The 21,338-nt window shown below is 61.1% G+C and carries 18 protein-coding genes; 10 read left to right on the top strand and 8 right to left on the bottom strand.

Annotated features, from left to right (window positions below; genetic code table 11):
• Positions 1 to 16 precede the first annotated feature (16 nt).
• Positions 17 to 382: a winged helix-turn-helix domain-containing protein gene (locus tag RCO31_RS12380; protein ID WP_308968658.1), complete on the top strand. Its 366-nt coding sequence runs from the start codon at positions 17 to 19 to the stop codon at positions 380 to 382.
• 25 nt (positions 383 to 407) lie between these two features.
• Here the strand turns inward: RCO31_RS12380 and RCO31_RS12375 are convergent, their stop codons facing one another.
• Entirely contained in the window at positions 408 to 815 is a 408-nt protein-coding gene (locus RCO31_RS12375; protein WP_308968656.1) for a hypothetical protein, read from the bottom strand.
• Positions 816 to 919: 104 nt separating this feature from the next.
• On the opposite strand from RCO31_RS12375, the gene RCO31_RS12370 reads away from it, so the two are divergent.
• On the top strand, positions 920 to 1,531 hold the full coding sequence (locus tag RCO31_RS12370; RefSeq protein ID WP_308968654.1) for a DUF2478 domain-containing protein: 612 nt from the start codon (positions 920 to 922) through the stop codon (positions 1,529 to 1,531).
• Positions 1,532 to 1,560: 29 nt separating this feature from the next.
• Here the strand turns inward: RCO31_RS12370 and modA are convergent, their stop codons facing one another.
• The 4 genes from modA to RCO31_RS12350 all read right to left on the bottom strand — a co-directional run bounded on the left by modA (position 1,561) and on the right by RCO31_RS12350 (position 4,797).
• Complete coding sequence (gene modA / locus RCO31_RS12365) at positions 1,561 to 2,346, bottom strand: molybdate ABC transporter substrate-binding protein (RefSeq protein WP_308968653.1); 786 nt, start codon at positions 2,344 to 2,346, stop codon at positions 1,561 to 1,563.
• 203 nt (positions 2,347 to 2,549) lie between these two features.
• The gene (gene tsaA, locus RCO31_RS12360) at positions 2,550 to 3,041 is read right to left on the bottom strand and encodes a tRNA (N6-threonylcarbamoyladenosine(37)-N6)-methyltransferase TrmO (protein WP_308968652.1); all 492 of its coding nucleotides are present in this window, start codon (positions 3,039 to 3,041) and stop codon (positions 2,550 to 2,552) included.
• A gap of 196 nt (positions 3,042 to 3,237) precedes the next feature.
• Positions 3,238 to 3,447, bottom strand: a complete 210-nt coding sequence (locus tag RCO31_RS12355; RefSeq protein WP_308968650.1) for a TOBE domain-containing protein — start codon at positions 3,445 to 3,447, stop codon at positions 3,238 to 3,240.
• Between the two features lie 420 nt (positions 3,448 to 3,867).
• Positions 3,868 to 4,797, bottom strand: coding sequence for an N-carbamoyl-D-amino-acid hydrolase (locus RCO31_RS12350; RefSeq protein ID WP_308968649.1), 930 nt, complete (start codon positions 4,795 to 4,797; stop codon positions 3,868 to 3,870).
• Between the two features lie 314 nt (positions 4,798 to 5,111).
• Between RCO31_RS12350 and RCO31_RS12345 the strand changes: the two genes are divergently transcribed.
• The 4 genes from RCO31_RS12345 (at position 5,112) to upp (ending at position 10,059) form a co-directional block, all read left to right on the top strand.
• Entirely contained in the window at positions 5,112 to 6,362 is a 1,251-nt protein-coding gene (locus RCO31_RS12345) for a GTP cyclohydrolase II (RefSeq protein WP_308968646.1), read from the top strand.
• A 25-nt stretch (positions 6,363 to 6,387) separates the two neighbouring features.
• Entirely contained in the window at positions 6,388 to 7,632 is a 1,245-nt protein-coding gene (locus tag RCO31_RS12340) for a URC4/urg3 family protein (RefSeq protein WP_308968644.1), read from the top strand.
• Positions 7,633 to 7,769: 137 nt separating this feature from the next.
• Entirely contained in the window at positions 7,770 to 9,164 is a 1,395-nt protein-coding gene (gene purB / locus RCO31_RS12335) for an adenylosuccinate lyase (protein WP_308968643.1), read from the top strand.
• 265 nt (positions 9,165 to 9,429) lie between these two features.
• Entirely contained in the window at positions 9,430 to 10,059 is a 630-nt protein-coding gene (gene upp / locus RCO31_RS12330) for a uracil phosphoribosyltransferase (protein ID WP_308968642.1), read from the top strand.
• Between the two features lie 107 nt (positions 10,060 to 10,166).
• Here the strand turns inward: upp and RCO31_RS12325 are convergent, their stop codons facing one another.
• From RCO31_RS12325 to RCO31_RS12315, 3 genes are all read right to left on the bottom strand, one after another.
• Positions 10,167 to 13,160 (bottom strand): family 16 glycosylhydrolase, encoded by a 2,994-nt coding sequence (locus RCO31_RS12325; protein ID WP_308968640.1) that lies wholly within the window; start codon positions 13,158 to 13,160, stop codon positions 10,167 to 10,169.
• A 201-nt stretch (positions 13,161 to 13,361) separates the two neighbouring features.
• Positions 13,362 to 16,319, bottom strand: a complete 2,958-nt coding sequence (locus tag RCO31_RS12320; RefSeq protein ID WP_308968639.1) for a family 16 glycosylhydrolase — start codon at positions 16,317 to 16,319, stop codon at positions 13,362 to 13,364.
• A 172-nt stretch (positions 16,320 to 16,491) separates the two neighbouring features.
• Positions 16,492 to 17,169, bottom strand: a complete 678-nt coding sequence (locus RCO31_RS12315) for a GntR family transcriptional regulator (RefSeq protein ID WP_308968702.1) — start codon at positions 17,167 to 17,169, stop codon at positions 16,492 to 16,494.
• A gap of 234 nt (positions 17,170 to 17,403) precedes the next feature.
• Between RCO31_RS12315 and RCO31_RS12310 the strand changes: the two genes are divergently transcribed.
• From RCO31_RS12310 to RCO31_RS12295, 4 genes are read left to right on the top strand one after another with little or no spacing between them, the layout of a single operon-like run.
• Positions 17,404 to 18,507, top strand: a complete 1,104-nt coding sequence (locus RCO31_RS12310) for an ABC transporter ATP-binding protein (RefSeq protein ID WP_308968636.1) — start codon at positions 17,404 to 17,406, stop codon at positions 18,505 to 18,507.
• Positions 18,504 to 19,370 carry an ABC transporter permease gene (locus RCO31_RS12305; RefSeq protein ID WP_308968635.1) on the top strand — a complete coding sequence of 289 codons (867 nt, stop codon included), beginning with the start codon at positions 18,504 to 18,506 and terminating at the stop codon, positions 19,368 to 19,370. The genes RCO31_RS12310 and RCO31_RS12305 overlap by 4 nt, the downstream gene beginning before the upstream one ends.
• Entirely contained in the window at positions 19,367 to 20,200 is an 834-nt protein-coding gene (locus RCO31_RS12300) for an ABC transporter permease (RefSeq protein WP_308968634.1), read from the top strand. Before RCO31_RS12305 ends, RCO31_RS12300 begins: the two co-directional genes overlap by 4 nt.
• A 39-nt stretch (positions 20,201 to 20,239) precedes the next feature.
• A complete protein-coding gene (locus RCO31_RS12295; protein WP_308968633.1) occupies positions 20,240 to 21,322 on the top strand; it encodes an extracellular solute-binding protein in 1,083 nt (360 codons plus the stop codon).
• Positions 21,323 to 21,338 lie beyond the last annotated feature (16 nt).

Below are 21,338 nucleotides of genomic sequence, written 5' to 3'. Positions count from 1 at the left end.
CGATCGAAACCCGACGATGACCAAGACCAAACTTCCGTCTCTCAGCTTGCGCATTGATCTCGATGCGGAGCGGCGCATCGGTCCCGGCAAGATCCAGCTGCTGGAGCAGATCAAGGAGCAGGGCTCGATCTCGGCCGCCAGCCGCGCCATGGACATGTCCTACAAGCGCGCCTGGGATCTCGTCGACGAGATCAATCGCATCTGCGGTCAGGCCGCCGTGGAGCGCCAGACGGGCGGCAAGCACGGCGGCGGCGCGATGCTGACGCCGTTCGGCCTCTCGCTCGTGCAAAGCTATCGCGATATCGAGCGGGCCGCGGCGGACGCGGCGAAGAAGCATCTGGTGTCGTTGCAGTCAGGCATGAAGTCGTCTCGCAAGGGCTGAGCCGTAGCCGGCTTCCCAATACGAGCTAGTTGGCAAGCTCGGCGGGCTCGCCTTCGACTCCGCTTGCCAGCGCTTCGCCAAGCTCGCTCTGCTGACGCGGTTCGATCGCAAAGCGCACGCGAAAGCCGTCCGGGGTTGCGAGCGTCACGATGCCGGAGGTGCGGTCAGTGGACCGCTCGAGCGACCAGGATGCCAGTGGATAGGTGTAGCGCAGGCTGTGGTCGCGATATTGCCGGCGCAGCGCCTCCTCAATCAGCTTGGGCAGGGTCATGGCCAACGCTCCCGCCTGTCCGACCGCGAGGGTAACGGCTGCCTGCTTGCCGTCGCCATCGGCGAAGCCCAGCACGATGGAGCCGTCTGCCGACACTTCACATCCCGTGAGCTCTTCAATACGGATATCAGCCAACGGCGCCTCCAGCTTCGTTATATACATTTAAATATATCGATGTGCTAACCATTGTCCAGGCCTCTGCCCGTTGCCGGGCGGCGGATCCTGATATACGCTTGAATATAGCGACCTTATGTGAGGAAACTCGCATGTTCGACGCCCAATGCGATCTCGCTGCCCTCGCCTACGCCGAAGACCAGAATCCGGACGAGGTGCTGCTGACGTTTTGCGACGATTTGAGGCGCAGCGGCTTTCGGCCCGTTGGTCTCGTCCAGCACGGCCATTGCCGCGGCCAACCGGCGGATGTGTCGACCCTCTTGATCCACACAAACGAGCAAATCCGCCTATTCCAGAATCTCGGCTCCTGCGCGGAGGGCTGCCGGCTCGACGTCGGCCAGCTGTTGACGGCTGGTGCGCGCGTCGCCACCGCCATCGATCACGGCGCCGATCTTGTCGTTGTAAATCGCTTCGGCCGGCTCGAGCGTGAGGGCAAAGGTCTCTCGTTCCTGATCGAAATGGCGATCGGCCTAGGCATTCCCACGGTCGTCGCCGTGCCGGCCAATCGCTTCAAGGAATGGATTAAATTTTCACAGGGAATGAGCGTAAAGCTGGCTTGCGATGCAGCATCGCTTCACCGCTGGTGGGAGTCCATGCTGCGCGGATCAAGCGTCATCGGGCGCGCGAGCGCTCGATGCTGGTCCTCTAACGCCCGAGCGAACTCCCTTGAATTGGGAGACTTCTGCCACGACCTCATCACCTAATTCTTGTCTAAGGCGCAGCCACTCTCCGGCTACGACACCGGTCGAATAAGGTAGGTGAAGCCGTACTTCTCGAAGATGGCCTTCGCTGCCGACGACTTCAGGAAGGCGAGATAGTCCGCGGCTTCCGGCTTCGCGCTCTTGGTGGCCGCCACCGGATAGATGATTGCGGGATGCGAGTCGGCCGGGAACGCTGCAACGATCTTCACGCCGGGATCGACCTTTGCGTCGGTTTCGTAGACGATGCCAAGCGGCGCCTCGTTGCGGGCAACCAGTGTCAACGCGGCGCGCACATTTTCCGCCATCGCGAACTTCGATGCTGCCGCATTCCACGATCCGAGCTTCTCCAGTGCTGCCTTGGCGTATTTGCCGACCGGCACGGACTGCACGTCGCCAGTGGCGATACGACCGTCGCCGGCAAGCTTTGCGAGATCAAACCCTTGCGCGATCGTCACATTGGTGACCGTGGAATCCTTCGGCGCGATCAGCACGAGCTTGTTGCCAAGCAGATTGACCCGCGTCGATGGATTAATGGTGCCTTTCTGCGTCGCGTAATCCATCCATTCAAGGTCCGCGGAGGCGAAGAAGTCGGCTGGTGCGCCCTGTTCGAGTTGACGCGCCAGTGCGGAGCTCGCAGCATAGCTGGCAGCGACTTTCACGCCGGTCTTCGTCGTGAACGCCGTGTTGATGTCATCTAGCGCGTTCTTCATCGAAGCCGCTGCGAAGATCGTGAGGTTTTTCTCCTGCGCAAAGGCCGGCTGACCGAGCACAGTCAGCGTCAATGCGAGGATAAATGACAGGCGAGACAACAAGGGCATGGCGATGCTCCATCAAGGATCACGCTGCGGCTCACCACAGCGGCAAACAGGCGGGGATGCGATGGGGGCGGAAGCGCCGTTCCGCGAGCAAAGCCGACGCTTACGACGTGGCTTCGTATCGTGGGGCGGAAACTAGCAGAATGATCAGCGAGATCAAAGGGCAGGCCGCTGCGTGAGCCGTCATGCGCGGTTCTGGCGTGACCTCAACCCGTCTGAAAATCACCGGGTTGCGGCGGCGCGATCGGTGTGAACAGGGTGCGGTCGGGCTTGAGATCGAGCAGCGGCGTGCCGTCGAGGCAATCCATACCGCGCACGAGCAGCACGTTGCCGTCCCTCGAGATGAGATGCGCAACGCTGGTGCCTATCGGGTTCGGCCGCACCGGCGAGCGCAGGGCGAACGTGCCGCGCGTGGTGCCGTCGTTGGCGGGACTTTGCTGCACCAGATCGCGACGCGATTCATGCAGCCAGTAGAGCACTTCGATCCGCGCGAACTCGTCGATGCGATCGAGCGCCTGTAACCAACGCGGATCGACTTCGATCTGACAGATCGGGCCATCGGCGCGGCCCTGCCTCGGGCAATCGAGTCGGTTTGTCCATGGCGTGCGGATGCGACCGATGAAAATCAATCCGGCATCACTGGTGGTCGGCAGTTCGATCGCAACCTCGTTCTGCCGGATCTCGTTCAAGCGAACCATCGGACGCCTCACTTGCTCGGGATAACCGGCATTTGCGGCAGCTCCGAGCCGAACGGCGCCCCTCGCCGTTGCAGAGGTCAGCAGCGCGCGCTCACGCTCGATCCCTATTTGAACTTGTCGCAGCCGCTCGGTTCCTGTGCCACGGCCGCGGAGCCGGCGCACAGCGCTGCCACCAACACCACCGCCCGGGCCATCATCAATCTACCGCGATCATCACGTCGGAGGCCTTGATCACGACGGTTGCCTTGCCACCGGCCTTCAGGCCGAGCTCGTCAACCGCGGCGTTTGTGATCGAGGAGGTTATGATCTTGCCGCCGCCAATGTCGACGCGCACATGCGATGTCGTTGCGCCCTTTGTGACGTCGACGATCGTTCCGACGATCTGATTTCTAGCGCTAATCCGCATACTCAATCTCCTCAGTTATCGCGTGTCGCAAAACAAGACGCGTTTGAGATCGTATCGTCGCCGGAGGATCGTGGCCATCTCAATTGCCCAACTCACTGTCGTCATTTGGCAGCAAACCGGCTTCTTATCGTGCCCGACCCCGCATAGGAGAACCTATCGTTTCTCATTCGTGCTAGTGTGCTGTCTTCCGGAAGCATACGAAATGGTGGCTAAAAGGATTGCGGACGCTTCGCATCCGGTGAGCGATTCAATGCGGATATCGATCAAGCATGTCTCCACTTATGCGCTATATCTAACAAAATATATCGAATCGGGGAGCGTTGTCCAGAACCTGCGGGCGGCGTCGCATCGCCAGGTAGGCCTTGATAGGAGACCTGCTAGAGCCATCCAACTTGGGACCGATTGAGAGTGACGTCGCATCTACGCTTCCGGTGGCACCACCACGCCGGTGCGGCTGGTGATCAGACCGTAGTGCTCGATCCGGCGGTGGCGAGCGAAATCGAAGATCGTCCTCTTGCCGAACAGCGTGGCGTCGAGATCGCAGGGATAGACCAGTAGTTCGTCTTCTTCCGTTCGAGCCTCGACGACGATTTCCCCCTGAGGATCGACGATCAGGCTCCCGCCGATCAAGGGGAAGCCATCTTCGATACCGGCTTTCGCGACGGATACGACCCAGGTCGAATTCTGGTAGGCGCCGGCTTGCGCCGACAACCTATTGTGGAACAGGCGCTTCTCGGGCCCCTCCTCGCTCTTTTGCGCATTGAACGAAGGTGTGTTGTAGCCGATGAGTACCATCTCAACGCCTTGCAACCCCATCACCCGATAGGTCTCCGGCCAGCGGCGGTCGTTGCAGATTGCCATGCCGACGATGCCATCGAGCGTGCGCCACACATTGAAGCCGAGATCGCCCGGCTCGAAGTAGCGTTTCTCCAGGTGCTGGAAGGCACGCTCGGTATCAAACTCGGAATGGCCCGGCAGATGAACCTTGCGGTATTTCCCGACAATTCTTGCCGACTTATCGGTGAGGATGCACGTGTTGAAGTGATGTCCGTCCGAAAGCTCTGCGTAGCCAAAGCTCATCGCCATCTGATGTCGAGCGGCCCGCTCGAACAGCGGCTTCGTCGCCGCGTTGGGCATTTCGCGCTCGAACCATGCGTCGACGTCGGCTTGATCCTGCATGTACCAGCGCGGAAAGAACGTCGTTAACGCCAGCTCCGGATAGACGATCAGATCGACGCCCTTGGACTTCGCCTCATCCATGAGCGCGATCATGCGCTTGACGACCGCTTCGCGGCGGTCGGCCTTCTGAATCGGACCAAGCTGGGCCGCTGCAACATTGATGACGCGCATGGATAGCTTCCTCGGTGCCTGCCAGAAGACGCTGCATTTGCATTGAACAAGTGGTGGCGGATCTCGGCATACTTTTACGCTCAGCCGAAGTGAGCCGTTAGATTTTTGGCCCATTTCACGTCAATTCGGAGGCCGAAGCGCCGCACGACCGCCCTGCCATTCGGCTGGCCGTCATTGACGATCAACCAAACGTCATTGTGTTCGCCTATAATTTTGACTATGCTATTCAGCTCTGCTGCAAGCGCTACTAAATTTATCGTTGTGACCAGGCCCGTCTGCTTAGGCGGGCCGTCGCCGTTTCAGGGGCCTTGGCAATGAGTCGCTCCAATCGGATTGACCATATCCGCATCACCTCGCATCCAGCTCCCGGTGCGAAGCACCCCTTCCCGATCCGCTGGGGAGCAGCAAGCGCGCGCGAGCGCGGACCTGTGATCGGCACCGTCTCGCGCCCGCAAGATCGCAATGTCATTGGAACACATGGCGGCTCATATTCAATCTATCGCGCGCTTGCCGTGTCTTCAGGAGCGCTTGATCCGATCAGGCGCCCGGATCTTACCAACACCCATCCCGCTGCAACAATCGGTCCATTTTCGCAATGGTTCGATCCGCAGCGGATCATTTCGCTGGATCCGTGGGGACATCTCGCCGCGGAAAGTTTTGCAACGGAAATCGCTGAAGGCGTCGATATTCGTCCAAGCATTGCCATTACCCGCGCGCGTCTTGATCTGCCTGAGCTGCAGGCAGCGGTTGAGGCCGGTCGGCTCCAGCATGATGGCGAGGTCGTGCACAAGAACGGAGGCATCGCCGTCGTCAAGATCGCGATCGACCCGGTGTGGTATCTACCAGGCATGGCCGCGCGCTTTGCGACGACTGAGAACAACCTGCGTCGCCAGCTGTTCGAGCAGACCGCCGGCATGTTTCCCGAACTGGTGACGCGGCCTGACCTGCACGTTTTTCTGCCGCCGATAGGCGGCACGACGGCCTACCTGTTCGGCGACGTCAGCAAACTGCCGGACCACAGCGTCAAGATCACCTGCCGCGTGCATGACGAATGCAACGGGTCCGACGTGTTCGGCTCGGATATCTGCACCTGCCGTCCATATCTCATCCACGGCATCGAGGAATGCGCGCGCGCCGGACAAACTGGCGGACTCGGAATTGTCATCTACAACCGCAAGGAAGGCCGCGCACTTGGCGAAGTCACAAAGTTTCTAGTCTACAATGCGCGCAAACGTCAGGAAGGCGGCGATGCCGCGACCCAGTATTTCGAGCGCACCGAATGTGTCGCCGGCGTGCAGGATGCCCGATTTCAGCAACTGATGCCGGATGTGGTGCATTGGCTCGGCCTCAAACGCATCGATCGCTTCGTGTCCATGAGCGACATGAAGCACGATGCATTGACGGGCCAGGGCATCGAGATCGTCGAACGCGTGCCAATCCCCGACGATCTTGTGCCGGCCGACGCACATGTTGAGATCGCGGCGAAGAAGGCCGCCGGCTATTACACGATCGATCCAGAGCAAGACCCGACCAACCCGGTCGGACGTTCGCTCGAAAAATACTGAGAGGGGCGACTTGGGAGGGACGACAGTGCCCCCGGACAATCCGGAAACAGCAGCCGCTCTCTCCTTGCTGAACGCCCGAGCGGTACGCGAGCGCGCGCATCGCATGCTCGCGAGCGGGATCGAAGACAGGCTTCCAAGCTTCCGTGTCGATCTCGACCGGATGGATCGGGCCGTTGAGCTGGTGCTGGACACGACGCGCAACGCGCACCCCTCCTTCGATATACCCTTCCATTCGCGCTGGCGGCACTTCGTCGCCAATGGCGATAATTGCTGGACCACAATCGCAGAGCAGACCGGATGGCCCGATCGCTCCGCCCGGGCTCGCACCGAATTCGACCTAGCACTGGTCAGCGTATTGCTCGACGCGGGTGCCGGTCCATCGTGGCATTATCGCGATCCCAGAACCGGATCGGCCGTCGGCCGTTCAGAGGGACTGGCACTGGCCAGCCTTGCAATGTTCACCGGCGGCGTGTTCTCAGCCGATCCGCGCGAACCGTTGCGTATAGATGCCAGCGTCCTTGCGAACTTCTCGGTTGCCGCGCTTGAGCACGGGATGCAGGTCACCGACGCCAATCCGTTGCTCGGTCTTCCCGGGCGCGTTGACCTTTTGCGCCGCCTCGGCCGGCTCGTGGCCTCGAAACCGGACGTATTCGGCAGCCACGATACCCCGCGGCCCGGCGGCCTGTTCGACCGACTGGCGATGCTGGCACAGGACCGACGGCTTCCCGCACCGACGATTCTAACCGAACTGCTGCGACATCTCGGACCGATCTGGCCATCGCGACTGACCCTCGGCGGCATAGCCCTTGGTGACTGCTGGCGGCATCCGGCGCTGACGACCGAGGACGCGACCAGCGGCCTGATGCCGCTGCACAAGCTTTCGCAATGGCTGGCCTATTCGCTCATTGAACCGCTGCAAACCGCCGGCATCACGGTGACCGACATCGACGGCCTCACAGGCCTTGCAGAATATCGCAACGGCGGCCTGTTCATCGATATCGGAGTGCTCACGTTCCGCGATCCAGCGGATGCGCAGCGAGAACACGATGTCGGGTCAACGCTGGTCCTTGAGTGGCGCGCCCTGACGGTGGCGCTGCTCGATCGTGTCGCTGATGGCCTACGACGGCGACTCAAACTCGATGCCGAGTCGTTGCCATTGGCGAAGGTACTCGAGGGCGGGACCTGGGCTGCGGGCCGTCTGCTTGCCCGCGAACGCCGCGCTGACCTTTCGCCTCCAGTGAAGGTCATCAGCGACGGTACGGTATTTTAGGGCGCGGACTCATTTAGTGCGCAGCCAGCCATAGTCGGATGGATGCAAGTTACGCGGCATGATAACCGGCATTGTACAAAACGCTTTGGGTGAATTGGATTCAACCAACGGGACCAAAAACGATGTCGGATGCCCTCATGAATATCTCGCCGGTCGACGGCCGGTACGAGCGCTACACGAGGCCGCTGCGCCAGATCATGAGCGAATTCGGCCTCATTAAATACCGCGTCGAGGTCATGGTGCGCTACGTCCTGGCGCTCGGCGCGCACGCAGACATTCCGCTGCAACTCGACCAAGCCGAGGCTAGGGCGCTCGAAGGCATCATCCATGCATTCGTGCCGGAAGATGCCTTCTCCATCAAACAGCTCGAGACCAAGGGCTGGAACGGCATCCTCGCCACCAACCATGATGTGAAGTCTTGCGAGCTGTGGCTGCGATGGAAATTTGGGCAGATAGGCCTCGGTAGGCTCGTGGAATGGATCCATTTCGGATGCACATCGGAGGACGTCAACAACATCGCCTACGGGTTGATGCTCCGAGACGCCGTCGATGCGCTGATGGAGCCGCTCGAGCTCGCCGTGGCGTGGATCCAGGGTTCCGCGAAGCACTGCGCCCGCATGCCGATGCTCTCGCGGACGCACGGTCAGCCCGCCACACCGACCACGCTCGGCAAGGAGTTCGCGGTATTCGAGGAGCGCCTGCGCCGGCAGATGCAGCAGATCGACGCATTGAAGGTGTCGCTCAAACTCAATGGCGCCTCTGGCAATTACGCAGCGATGTACGCGGCGTTTCCGAATATCGAGTGGCCACAGTTCGCGCAGGCGTTCATCGAAAACGGCACGTATCTGCGCAAGGGCGCGCACGTCTCGTTCTCGTTCAATCCGCTCACCACACAGATCGAGCCGCACGATACCTACGCCGAGCTCTTCGCGATCATCATGCGCATCAACACCATCCTCGTGAATTTCACACAGGACATGTGGCGCTACATCAGCGACGACTGGATCGTGCAGAAGCCGGTGGCTGGCGAAATCGGTTCGTCCGCGATGCCGCACAAGGTCAATCCGATCAACTTCGAGAACGCGGAGGGCAATCTTCAGGTCGCCAACTGGCTCATGGAGGGTTGCTGCCGGAAGCTTCCGGTTTCCCGCATGCAGCGCGATCTCTCGGATTCGAGCGTCGAGCGCGTGTTCGGCACAATCTTCGGGCACTGCATCGTCGGATATGAGAATCTGCTCGCGGGGATGAAGAAGGTATCGCCGAACGCCGAGAAGATACGCATGGCGCTCGTCGAGCATCCAGAAGTGCTCGCCGAGGCGTACCAGACGATCCTGCGCAGCAGGGGCTACCCGAACGCCTACGATGCGCTCAAATCGTTCTCGCGCGGCGCGAAGATCACGCTCTCTGATCTGCACGCCTTCGTCGACGGGCTGGACCCTGAATTCGTCGACGCCGAGACGAAGCAGCGCATGAAAGAAATCATGCCGGATACATATTTCGGCCTCGCGCCGTTTCTCGTGCGTGCAGGTTGAGGCGGCGAAGCGGACGAAGCCTTCGTCGCCACGACAAGGGATTTATGGGTACACGGCCTAGATCACGATGAGATGAAATGCGTTCAGCGTCATTGCGAGCGAAGCGAAGCAATCCAGCGCGCGCCGGCAGGCGCGCCTCAAAGAAGAGCCTTTTGAGTGGCGCGCTTCGCGCGCGGCTGGATTGCTTCGTCGCCTTTGGCTCCTCGCAATGACCAATCGCTCGATTCAACTTCAACCCATCACGCTTTAGATCAGGAACAACAACATGGACGGCGTCACGATCGTTGACCATCCGCTGGTGCAGCACAAGCTGACCCTTCTGCGGAAGAAGGATATTTCGACCAAGTCCTTTCGCGAGCTCCTCAAGGAGATCGGGATGTTGCTCTGTTACGAAGTCACCCGCGATCTCCCGCTGGTCGAGACCGATATCGAGACGCCGCTTGCGCAGATGAAGTCACCGCAAATCGCCGGCAAGAAGCTGGTCTTCGCGCCAGTCCTTCGCGCCGGCACGACCTTTGCGGACGGCATGCTCGATCTCGTGCCGACCGCCCGGATCGCCCATATCGGCCTCTACCGCGAGCCGGAAACCTTCGTTGCCGTGGAATACTTCTTCAAGGCGCCGAGCGACCTGGACGAACGACTGGTGATCCTGATCTGCCCGGTGCTGGCGACGGCGAATGTTGCCGTGGCCGCGATCGACCGACTGAAAGAGCGCGGAGCGAACGACATACGCCTCGTGTCCCTGATCGGCGCGCCGGAGGGCCTCGAGCGGGTCCGTGGCATCCACCCGGACGTTCCGGTATGGCTCGCAGCGATCGACAAGGGACTGGACGAAAACGCCTTCATTCTGCCAGGCCTCGGCGACGCAGGGGACCGCGCCTACGGTACCAAGTAGGCGAACATTCGGCACCTTGGCGCATGCGCCAACCAGCGATTTACGGCACATCCGAATGCCCGCCTTTGCGGCGTGACGACAGAATCCAGCCCCAAACTCATCATGCTCTAAACGAACACGTAGTCCGATGACGAAAGATGGTTGACGCCAGCGATTGTCAACGTGTCTATCCCCGCCGCATGGTGAACGGTCCACTGGTCTCCGTCATTCGTGAGATAAGCGCCAGGGTCGTATCCGCTCAAGACCAATTTGTCGTGCTCAGCAGTCGAGCTCGCGCGCACATGAAAGTCGGCGATCCGGTCGTGACCATTTCCGGCGCCGAAGATGAAAGTGTCGTTGCCCGAACCTCCGTAAAGCAAGTCGTTGCCGGCGCCGCCATTGAGGGTGTCGTTACCGCGCGACCCGACCATCCGGTTTGCCAATACATTGCCGGTGCCGATGAACCCACCCTCCATCAGCGTGAGATTTTCAACGTTTTCCGGCAGCGTATACGAGACCGAGGCCTCGACACGGTCGATGCCGCCGCCCGCATTCTCGATGATATTCTTGTTCGAGCTGCCGATGGCGTAGGTATCGTCGCCTGTCCATCCAACGAGCTTATCGTCCCTTTGTACCGCCGTGAGCCTATCGTTCGCGGCGGTGCCGTAGACAACGCGCTCGCTGGCCGACCCGTTGATCCAGGATGTGACGGGGCGCCCGACGGGGAGTGAAGAGGGCAACAGAAAATTATCGCCAGTGAAATCCGATATCGCGGTGTGGCGAAAGACCAGCGTATCGTTGCTCGTCAGCGCGAGGTAAACGTCGTTGTCGACCTGGCGCATCGCCGCCTGGATGTCGTCGAAGGACGTGAATGCAAAGCCGGTCAATTGTACGATATCGTGATCCCCGGCCGATCCCGGAGAGAAGTCGGTGATGATGTCCGACCCGTTGCCCGTCTTGAACACGAATATATCCGCACCGTTTCCGCCGGTGAGGATGTCATTGCCGAGGCCACCCGTGATGACATTGGCTGCGGCGTTGCCGGTGATGATATTGGCCTGAGCGTTGCCGGTAGCATTAATTGCGGACGTGCCGGTGAGCGTCAGGTTCTCGACATCACCGGAAAGCCTGTAGGTCGCGGATGAGGACACGGTGTCCACGCCGCCAGCGTATTTCTCGACGACCTTCGCATCCCTTTCAGTCACGAGATAGGTGTCGTCGCCCGCACCACCGGTCATCTTATCGGCACCACCGGCGCCGCCGAGCAGATCGTTGCCTGCCGTGCCGGCCAACGCGTCGTCGCCCGAGCTTCCACGGATGGCATTGTCCGCCTCGCCGCTTGCCAAAAGCGCATAGTTCGCAAGCGTGTACTGTGGCAGTTGATAGGCCTTGATCGAATCGATGGAGATCGACGCCGTCGTCGTCGGGTCAGCGTCGCCGGCCCAGTACCCGCCCATTGCGAGATTGGCGAGCATGTACATCGCCGTGTTCATGTCGGAGGGGGTGGCGACCTGCCCAACCTGCACATTGTCCACGAAATAGGTCAACGTGTAGGGCGTCCATTCGACGGCAAATGTATGCTTGCCGGCGGCGAGGTCGGCAGTGTTTGCCCAATATCCCTGGCGCGTTGTGTCGGAAGAAACGAAGGCCCAATGGGCCTGATCGGGATTGCGACCCAGGGCTTCAACGATATCGAGCTCGGTCGCCTTGCCGCGCGGGTCGAGCGGAAGCATCCAGAAGGCCGGCCAGGTTCCTCGCGTGCTGGAGAGCGTGGCCGTCATTTCGAAACGGCCGTAGGTCTGCACGAAGCTGTTCTGAGTCGTGATCAGCCCCGACGTGAACTCGTGGTCGCCGACATACGGCGCTGCGCTCGACGGAACCGGCGCTGCGGTGACGGTCAGGATGCCATCTTGTATCGAGAAGGGATTGAGACCCAGCGGCGCCGAAGCTCGGCTGCCGGGCAGCCCGACAAAGCTGGGGTCGACGTAGACTTGCTGTTCGCCTGACAGCGTATAGCTCGGTACTCCGCTCCACGCATAGCTCGTCCGCCAAGTCAAAGTTGGATCCTGGCCAGCGGACAGTGAATTGAACTCATCGCCAAACGTCTGAATCAGCCCGGCCGAAGGCGCGACTATGTTCAGATTCGCTGCCGTGAAATCCTGAATGCTGGTGTCCTGGAGCGTTATGGATTCACCGCTGCCGATCGTCAGCACGACATCGGTACCCACCTGCGTCATGGCGGCCATGACATCGGCCGCGGTCGCGAAGCCGGTTTCGTTGAGTTGGAGGACATCTCCACCGGCGCCGGCACCAGTCTTGAAGTCGGTAACGATTTCATTGCCGTTGCCAGCTCGGATGCGGAACGTGTCGGCACCGCCGCCGCCGGCGAGGACGTCGTTGCCCTTGCCGCCGTCGATCATGTTCCGGCCGGTATTGCCGATGATAATATTGTCGAGATCGTTTCCGGTGGCAGGCGAACTGAATGAGCTGACGCTGTCCCTCAGCGTCAGATTCTCGACATTCGGCGCGCTGACCAGGCTGTAGCCGTCGATCATCGCGTCAACAATCGTATCTATGCCTTCATCAGCAAGTTCGACCACCTTCGTATCGTGGACGGCCTTCGTATCCTGATCGTACATCAGGAAGTAAGTGTCGTCCCCTGCGCCGCCGATCAGGGTCACGTTGTCACCTAACGCCTGCAGCGGATCGTTCGTCGCGCCGCCGGTCGCCGTTTCCCCCGCCGGAACGGTGACCAAGTCAGAATTAGTTCTGCCACTTGGCGGCAGCGGGTTATCGAGAGCGACGTTTGCGGGGACCAGCGAGGCGAGCGTGACGTTCTGAAGCGTAAGGGTTTCGGTGGCGGATAGCGTTACAACGGTGTCGGAACCGACTTGTTTGGCGGCGGCCTGGAAGCTGGCGAACGTCCTGAAACCGTAGTTCTGCAGGCGCAGCACATCACCGCCGTCGCCGGCGGCAAAATCGCTGATGGTGTCCGAGCCAAATCCCTTCGAGATCGCGAAGATGTCGCTGCCGGCCAATCCCGTCAGCAGATCGTCCCCCGGGCCTCCAAACAGAATGTCACTGTCGGGGGTTCCAGTGAGTCTGCGCGCATCTGTCGTCACGATGGATTGTCCGCCGGATTGTTCGCCTGTCCTGAACGATTATCGATGACAGCCGTTCAATAATACTCGATGACAGCATTCAATATTTGGTTTGAACTTCCCGGCAATTTAACCCAATCGGCGCTTAGATACTTGCGTAGAAGATGAGCAGCTTCGAGCCGCCTGCGTCAGCGGCGCCATCGTCATCGCAATGTCGGACGCCTAAACAAATACGTAATCTGATGCCGTAAGATGCGTCACGCCAGCGATGCGCAGCATATCTGTGCCCGCCGCATGGTGAATAGTCCACTCGTCCCCCACATTTGTGAGGTAGGCGCCAGGAGCGTATCCTTGCAGAGTCAGCTTGTCTTGCTCAGCAGAGGAGCTTGTGGACGCATGAAAGTCGACGATTTGGTCGTGACCGCTCCCCACGCCGAAAATGAAGGTATCGTTGCCCGCTCCCCCAACGAGCCAATCGTCGCCGCCACCGCCATTAAGGACATCGTTGTCGCTCGATCCAACCATCCGGTTTGCCAATGCGTTACCGGTGCCGCTGAGCCCCCCCATCATCAGGGTGAGATTTTCGACGTTTGCCGGTAACGCATAAGATGCCCAGGCCTCAACGCTGTCGATGCCACCGCCCGCATTCTCAGTGATAACCTTGTTCGGGCTGCCGGTGACGTAAGTATCGTCACCCATCCATCCAACAAGCGTATCGTCCCGGTTTACCGACGTGATCCTATCGTTCGCGGCAGTGCCGTAGACAACGTGGTCGCCGGCCGTTCCGTCGACCCAGGAAGTAATTGCACCTCCCTTGGGCGGCGCAGAGGGCAGCTGGAAATCCTCGCTGGTGAAAGCTGAAACCGTGGTGTTGCGAAAAACCAGCGTATCGTTGTTGGTCAGCGCGAGGTAAACGTCATTGTCGACCTGGCGCATCGCCGCCTGGATGTCGCCGAAGGACGTGAATGCAAAGCCGGTCAATTGTACGATATCGTGATCCGCGGCTGATCCCGGAGAGAAATCGGTGATGATGTCCGAACCGTGGCCCGAATTGAACGCAAACGTATCCGCGCCGGTCCCGCCGGTGAGGATGTCATTGCCGAGCCCACCCGTGAGGACATTGGCCGCTGCGTTGCCGGTGATGATATTGGCCTGAGCGTTGCCGGTCCCATCGATTGCGGCGGTGCCGGTGAGCGTCAGATTCTCGACATAGTCGGAAAGCTTGTAGGTCGCGGACGAGGACACGGTGTCCACACCGCCGGCGTACTTCTCGACGACCTTCGCATTCGTTTCGGTTACGAGATAGGTGTCATCGCCAGTGCCGCCGGTCATCGTATCGGCGCCGCCAGCACCGCCGAGCAGGTCGTTGCCTGAAGTGCCGTCCAGCGTATCTGCGCTCGAGGTGCCCGCGATGGCATTTGCCGCCGCGCCGCTTGCCAAGAGCGTGTAATTCGCGAGCGTGTACTGTGGCAATTGATAGGCCCTGATCGAGTCGATGGAGATCGAGGTCGTCGTCGTGGGGGCAGCGTCGCCTGCCCAGCTCCCGCCCATGGCCAGATTGGCGAGCATGTACATAGCCGTGTTCATGTCGGAGGGAGTGGCAACCTGTCCGATCTCCACGTTGTCCACGAAATAGGTCAGAGTGTATGGCGTCCATTCGACCGCAAATGTGTGCTCGCCGGCCGCAAGGTCGGCGGTATTCGCCCAGTATCCCGCGCGCGCTGTCGTCGAGGAAACAAAGGCCCAGTGCGCCTGATCCGAATTGCGGCCCAAGGATTCAACGATATCGAGCTCGGTCGCCTTGCCTCGCGGGTCGAGCGGAAGCATCCAGAAGGCTGGCCACGCTCCTCTCGTGCTGGAGAGCGTGGCTGTCATCTCGAAACGGCCGTAGGTCTGAGCGAAACTGTTCTGCGTCGTGATCAGCCCCGACGAGAACTCGTGGTCGCCGACATACGGCGCAGCGCTCGACGGAATTGGCGCTGCGGTGATGACAAGGTGGCCATCCTGTATCGAGAAGGGATTGAGACCCAGCGGCGCGGACGCTCGGCTGCCGGGTAGCCCAGTGAACCCAGGATCGACGTAGACCTGCTGCTCGCCCACCAGCGTATAGCTCGCTTCTCCACCCCACGCATAGCTGGTCCGCCAGGTCAAAGTTGGATCCTGGCCGGCGGAAACTGAATTGAATTCATCGCCGAATGTCTGGATCAACCCGGTCGAAGGGACAACGATGTCCAGGTTCGCGGTTGTGAAGTCCTGAATGCTGGTGTCTTGTAGTGTTATGGATTCGCCGCTTCCAATCGTCAGCACGACATCGGTGCCGACCTGCGTCATGGCGGCCGTGACATCGCTCACGCTCGTGAAGCCGGTCTCGTTGAGCTGCAGGACATCCCCACCGACTCCCGTCTTGAAGTCGGTGATGGTATCATTTCCATTGCCGGCTCTGATACGGAATGTGTCTGCGCCGCCTTTGCCGGCGAGGACGTCGTTGCCCGTGCCGCCGTCGATCATGTTTTGGCCGGCATTGCCGATAATAATGTTGTGGAGATCGTTCCCGGTTGCCGGCGAGCTGAAGCTTTCACCCAGCGTAAGATTCTCAACGTTTGGGGCGTTGACCAGGCTGTAGCCGTCGACCATCGCAGCAAAAATTGTATCTCTGCCTTCGTCGGCTGCTTCGACGACGGTCGTATTGTGATTGTACGTAAAGTACGTGTCGTCTCCTGCACCGCCGATCAGGGTCACCCCATTGCCTGACGCCTGCATAGAGTCGTTCGTGGTGCCGCCGGTGTACGTCTCCCCCGCCGGAACGGCGACCCACGGAGAGTTAATTTTGCCACTTGGCGGCAGCGGATTATCGAGAGCGACGTTTTCGGCGACCAACGACGAGAGCGCGACGTTCTGAAGCGTGAGGGTTTCGGTGGCGGATAGCGTGACGACAGTGTCGGAACCGACCTGCTCGGCGGCGGCCTGGAAGCTGGCGAACGTCCTGAAGCCGTAGTTCTGCAAGCGTAACACATCGCCGCCGGCGCCTGCTGCAAAATCGCTGATGGTGTCGGAGCCATATCCCTTCGAGATCGCGAAGATGTCGCTGTCGGCCAATCCTGTCAGCAGATCGTTCCCCGTGCCCCCAAAGAGAATGTCTTTGCCAGGGGTTCCAACGAGTGTGCGTTCATATGTTGTCACGATGGTTCGTCCGCCCGATTGTTCGCCCGTTTTACAGAACGACTATCGATGACAGCGGTTCAATAATTATCGATGACAGCATTCAATATTTAATACGAACGTCCTGGCAATTTTAAACCCAATTGGCGCTGCACACGACTGCGTCAGCGTAGAGGCGTTCGCAGTCTGCAGCCTAACGAGGCAGATAGCGCGTGTCGCCACCTGTTTCGAGAAGCTTCACCAGCTTGACGCCACCCTGCAGCATGTCGGTCTGAATCGACGTGCGTACCCCTGCGGCGTCTCGTCGCTGCAGATTCTCAAGGACCCGCAGATGTTCATGCGGTCCGGGATAGGTCGGCGGCGCGTGCGGGTAATGGTAGTTCAAGAGCGGGCCGTTGCGCATCCAGATGTCGTCGAGGATCGCAAGCAGCTCCGGCATCTCCGCCGCCTCGTAAAGACGGTGATGAAAGTGCCAGTTGGCGCGCACGGCATCGGACCAGCGCCCTTCGCTCTCGGCCGCGACGAGTTCCTGATGGAATGCGGCCATCTGGGCAATGCCCTCGTTCGTGATCCTGGGCGTCGCGTTCTCCGCTGCGAGCCCTTCGAGAAAAAGGCGAATTGTGCGCAGCTCGAGATACTGCGCCAGCGACATATGGGCGACGATGATCGAGCGTCCATCGAGCAGCTCGAGCGCGCGTGCGCGCACCAGCTGCATCAGCGCCTCGCGGATCGGAGTCTCGGACACCTGCATCGCGGCCGCCAGCTCGCGGATCTTGAAACGGTGGCCCGGCCAGAAACGTCCCTCCATCAGCGCGTGACGGAGATTGTTGTAGACGATGCGCGTCAAGCTATCGCGCGCGACAGGCTCCATGGCGCCCGTTTGACCTGTTGCACTGTCCGCGATTGTCACGCTTGGCCACCTGTCTCTGATATCGAACCGAGTTCTTGTGTCGGGATGACGTCTTTCGATTGTCCAGAAGCGTCCGCGGCTCCTGCGCCGACCAGCGGCACTCATCGCCTAAATCCATGCCGTGCATCGCCGCCAACTTCGGCTTGCCAAGGTTGATATATCAAATATTATGTCGAAATAAATGGGGAAATAATGTTGCAGTCGGTTGAAACGCCCCACCGCTCCGTCGGCATCGACGTGAGATCGATCGTCAAGCGGTTCGACACCGTGACCGCGGTTGACGGGGTGTCGCTGGACGTTCAACCGGGCGAGTTCCTGGCGCTGCTTGGTCCCTCGGGCTCCGGCAAGACCACGATTCTGATGGCCATCGCCGGTTTCGAATATCCGGATTCCGGCAGCATCATCGTGGGCGGCGAGGATGTAACCTGGCAGCCGCCGAACAAGCGCAACCTCGGCATGGTCTTCCAGAAATATACCTTGTTTCCGCACATGTCGGTGCTGGAGAACATCGCGTTTCCCTTCAAGATGCGCGGTGTCGGTCGCGCGGAACGCGAAGAGCGGGCGCGTGCGGCGCTCAGCACGGTGCGGCTCGACGGGTTCGGCGACCGCAAACCTGCGCAATTGTCAGGCGGCCAGCAGCAGCGCGTCGCCATCGCGCGCGCCATCGCCTACAAGCCGCGGGTGCTGCTGATGGACGAGCCGCTCTCGGCGCTCGACAAGAATCTGCGCGAGGAGATGCAGGTCGAGACCAAGCATCTGCAGCGTGAAATCGGAGTGACCGTCGTCTTCGTCACCCATGATCAGACCGAGGCTCTGACAATGGCCGATCGGGTCGCCGTGCTCGACCACGGCCGCCTTCAGCAGATCGGTTCGCCGCACGATCTCTATGAAATGCCGCAAACCGCCTTCGTCGCCGGCTTCGTCGGGGAAACCAACTTCTGTCGCGGTCTTGCCCGCGACGCCGCGGGCGCGCGTGAACATGTCACTGTCACGCTCGACAGCGGACCGATCGTCGAAGCGACGGCGATGCAGGCGGTCGCTGCCGGTTCGCGCGTCAGACTGGCGGTGCGGCCGGAGCGGATTGCATTGGCGAATGCGGAGAACGCCACGCTGACGGCGCGCGTGACGGACGCGATCTACGCCGGCAATGCGACACGACTGATTCTGGAGGCGCCGGGTGGCCTGCAACTGCGCCTGAGACTTCCCGTCGGCGGCGAGCGCGTGGCCCCGCGCCTTGGCGAACTCGTCGGGCTGCGCTGGCAAGCCGAAGATGCGCGCGTCTTCGGTGACGCGCCGTGAGGCGGCCGAGCAGCTGGCTCCTCGGCGGACGGCAGTACAGCCCCGCCACAAGCCTGTTGCTCGCGAGCCCCTTCCTGCTGCTCCTCCTCGTCACCTTCATTCTGCCGCTCGGCGCGCTGCTGCATGAGAGCCTGTTCCTGCCGGCGCCGACGCTCATCCACTACGAGCGCGCGCTCGCAGAGCCGGTCTATCTGCGGGTCATGCTGCGCACGCTGCGCATCGCAGCCGCCGTCACAGTGCTCACCCTGCTGCTCGCCTGGCCGCTGGCTTGGGCGATGTCGCGCGCCGGCGGCGTCAAGTTCGCGGTCCTCGTCGCCGCCGTGCTCCTGCCACTCTGGACGTCGGTCCTAGTGCGGACCTATGCGTGGATGGTTCTGCTGCAGAAGAACGGCGTCATCAACCAGATGCTGATGTCGCTGGGGGCGATCGACCAGCCACTCACCCTGCTCTACACCGAGGCGGCAGTCGTCATTGCCATGAGCCATGTGCTGCTGCCCTTCATGGTGTTGCCGATCTATTCCGCGTTGCGTGGAATTCCGGATGACTACAGCCGCGCCGCCCAGATGCTCGGCGCCTCCGAATGGGCGACCTTCCGGGAGGTCATCTTTCCGCTTTCGCTGCCCGGCGTGACGTCAGGCTGTCTCATGGTGTTCCTGCTGGCGCTCGGCTTCTTCGTTACGCCCGCGCTGATCGGCGGCCCGCAGCAAATGATGATCGCCACGCTGGTGTCGCAGCAGGTGCGTGAAATGCTGGACTGGCCGTTCGCCGGCGCACTCGTCGGCGTGATGCTTGCCTTCGTGCTGTTGCTCGCCATCGTCTTCAAGCGAGCCGTGCGGCTCGACCGCTTCGTGGGGGCGTCATGAAGGCGGCTGCGCAGAAGGGCCGGCCAAACCGGCGGGCGAGCCGGGCGGCGCTGGCCGCAGTCGCCTACGGCGTCACCATCTTCCTGCTGCTGCCGACATTGGTCATTGCGCCGATGTCGGTTGGCCCGGAACGTTACTTGCGCTTTCCGCCGAACGGTTTCTCGATGCGCTGGTACGCTGCGTATTTCAGCGATCAGGATTGGATCAACGCGACCCTGTTCAGCATCGAAGCCGGCGTGATTGCAACGATGAGCGCGACCGCGATCGGCACAATGCTCGCGCTGGCCCTGGCGCGGGGCCGGCTTCCGGGCAAGGGGCTGATCGAGCTCCTGGTGATCGGGCCGGTCATCGTGCCGCATGTTGCGCTCGCCGTTGCCATGTTCCTCGTGTTTGAACAGCTGCGGCTGACCGGCACGCTCATCGGCTTTGCGATGGCGCATACGATCCTGGCGCTGCCCTTCGTCGTCTTCACCGTGCTGGCGGCCTTGTACCGCTTCGATCCCGATCTGGAGCGCGCGGCGCTCTCATGCGGCGCAAGTCCGTTCAGGGCCTTCCGCCATGTCACGCTGCCCATCATCGCGCCTGGCGTGATCTCTGCGGCTCTGTTCGCCTTCATCATCTCCTTCGACGAGGCCGTGGTATCGTTCTTCATCTCCGACCTCGATCGCAAGACGCTGCCGCGCAAGATGTTCGAAGACATCGACTACAACATTTCGCCGACACTGGCCGCCGTCGCGACCATGCTCACGCTGGTCACCATCGTCGCGCTCATCGCCAGCCATATCGTCAGCAACAGAATGGAACGGCGCACGACCGCCGACGGCGCATGATCCAGTCTTTATGAGGACAACATAGAGGGAGCCCTCGCGATGAGCCTTGACCCTACCGGACGGCGCCTTGAAACAACCCGTCGACGTTTCGTTGCCGGCGCGCTCGGCGCCGCGACCCTCGCCATCGGCGGACGCGCCGCAGCTCAGTCCAAGGAAGTCGTCATCGCGACCACCGGCGGACTGATGGAACGCAGTTTACAGGAACATTTCTACAAGCGCTTTGAAGCGGAGAGCGGCGTCAGGGTGCGCGCGGTGCCGATCGAACTGCCTGACCAGTGGGCACGGGCGCGCGCCGGCCAGCGCAGCGGCAATGTCCTTTTCGACGTCGTCACCGCGACACCGCCGGACCTGATACAGCACGCTGACCTCCTGCAGCCGCTCGATTGCGCCGGCATGCCCGGCATCGTTGCCAGCGCGCTGCCGAAGTCCTGCTTTTCGCACGGCATTATCCGTACTGCCGGCGGCATGGCCCTGACCTGGAGCAAGAAGGCATTTCCGCAAGGTGGGCCACAATCCTGGGCCGACTTTTTCGACGTGAAGGCGTTTCCCGGCGCGCGCTCCCTGCCGGACACGGGCGATCGCGAATGGTGGGTGCCGCTCGCGGCGCTGCTCGCCGACGGCGTCCCACCCGACAAGGCGTTTCCGATGGACGTGGATCGCGCCTACAAGAAGCTCGACACGATCAAGCCGCATGTGGCCGCCTGGTGGAAGAGCGGCGACAACGCCATGCAGATCATGCGCGGCGGCGACGCCGTGATGACCATGGTCTATTCCAGTCGCGCGGTGCCGCTCGCCAAGAGTAGCGAGTTCGACTTCACCTGGAATCAGGCGATCCGTGATGTCGGCAACTGGGCCGTGCTCAAGGGCGGTCCAAATACACAGAACGGCGTCAAGTTTCTCGACTTCTTCGTGCAGAATGCCAAGGAGCATGTCGCCTTCAGCGAGAAGGTTTCGTTCGATTCCAACAATCGCGAGGCGTCCGACCTCGTCCCGGTCGAGGAACGCCGTTACCGCCCCTCATGGCCCGACAACTGGTCCAAGCTGGTCATCGCCGATTACGAATGGGTCGCCGCGAACCGCAATCCGCTGCGCGAGCGCTGGGTCAGCTGGCTGACGAAGTGAGCGCGTCTTCGCCTTC

Source organism: Bradyrhizobium sp. LHD-71, from assembly GCF_031157255.1.
In the GTDB taxonomy this organism is placed as follows: domain Bacteria; phylum Pseudomonadota; class Alphaproteobacteria; order Rhizobiales; family Xanthobacteraceae; genus P52-10.
This window is presented reverse-complemented; position numbering and strand designations above follow the sequence as displayed.

Bases quoted from the DNA above. Each gene is read 5' to 3' on its own strand.
- RCO31_RS12370 (WP_308968654.1), top strand. From the start codon at position 920: ATGTTCGACGCCCAATGCGATCTCGCTGCCCTCGCCTACGCCGAAGAC.
- tsaA (WP_308968652.1), bottom strand. From the start codon at position 3,041: ATGGTTCGCTTGAACGAGATCCGGCAGAACGAGGTTGCGATCGAACTG.
- upp (WP_308968642.1), top strand. From the start codon at position 9,430: ATGGACGGCGTCACGATCGTTGACCATCCGCTGGTGCAGCACAAGCTG.
- RCO31_RS12345 (WP_308968646.1), top strand. From the start codon at position 5,112: ATGAGTCGCTCCAATCGGATTGACCATATCCGCATCACCTCGCATCCA.
- RCO31_RS12315 (WP_308968702.1), bottom strand. From the start codon at position 17,169: ATGGAGCCTGTCGCGCGCGATAGCTTGACGCGCATCGTCTACAACAAT.
- modA (WP_308968653.1), bottom strand. From the start codon at position 2,346: ATGCCCTTGTTGTCTCGCCTGTCATTTATCCTCGCATTGACGCTGACT.
- RCO31_RS12375 (WP_308968656.1), bottom strand. From the start codon at position 815: ATGTATATAACGAAGCTGGAGGCGCCGTTGGCTGATATCCGTATTGAA.
- RCO31_RS12350 (WP_308968649.1), bottom strand. From the start codon at position 4,797: ATGCGCGTCATCAATGTTGCAGCGGCCCAGCTTGGTCCGATTCAGAAG.
- RCO31_RS12380 (WP_308968658.1), top strand. From the start codon at position 17: ATGACCAAGACCAAACTTCCGTCTCTCAGCTTGCGCATTGATCTCGAT.
- RCO31_RS12300 (WP_308968634.1), top strand. From the start codon at position 19,367: ATGAAGGCGGCTGCGCAGAAGGGCCGGCCAAACCGGCGGGCGAGCCGG.
- RCO31_RS12295 (WP_308968633.1), top strand. From the start codon at position 20,240: ATGAGCCTTGACCCTACCGGACGGCGCCTTGAAACAACCCGTCGACGT.
- purB (WP_308968643.1), top strand. From the start codon at position 7,770: ATGAATATCTCGCCGGTCGACGGCCGGTACGAGCGCTACACGAGGCCG.
- RCO31_RS12355 (WP_308968650.1), bottom strand. From the start codon at position 3,447: ATGCGGATTAGCGCTAGAAATCAGATCGTCGGAACGATCGTCGACGTC.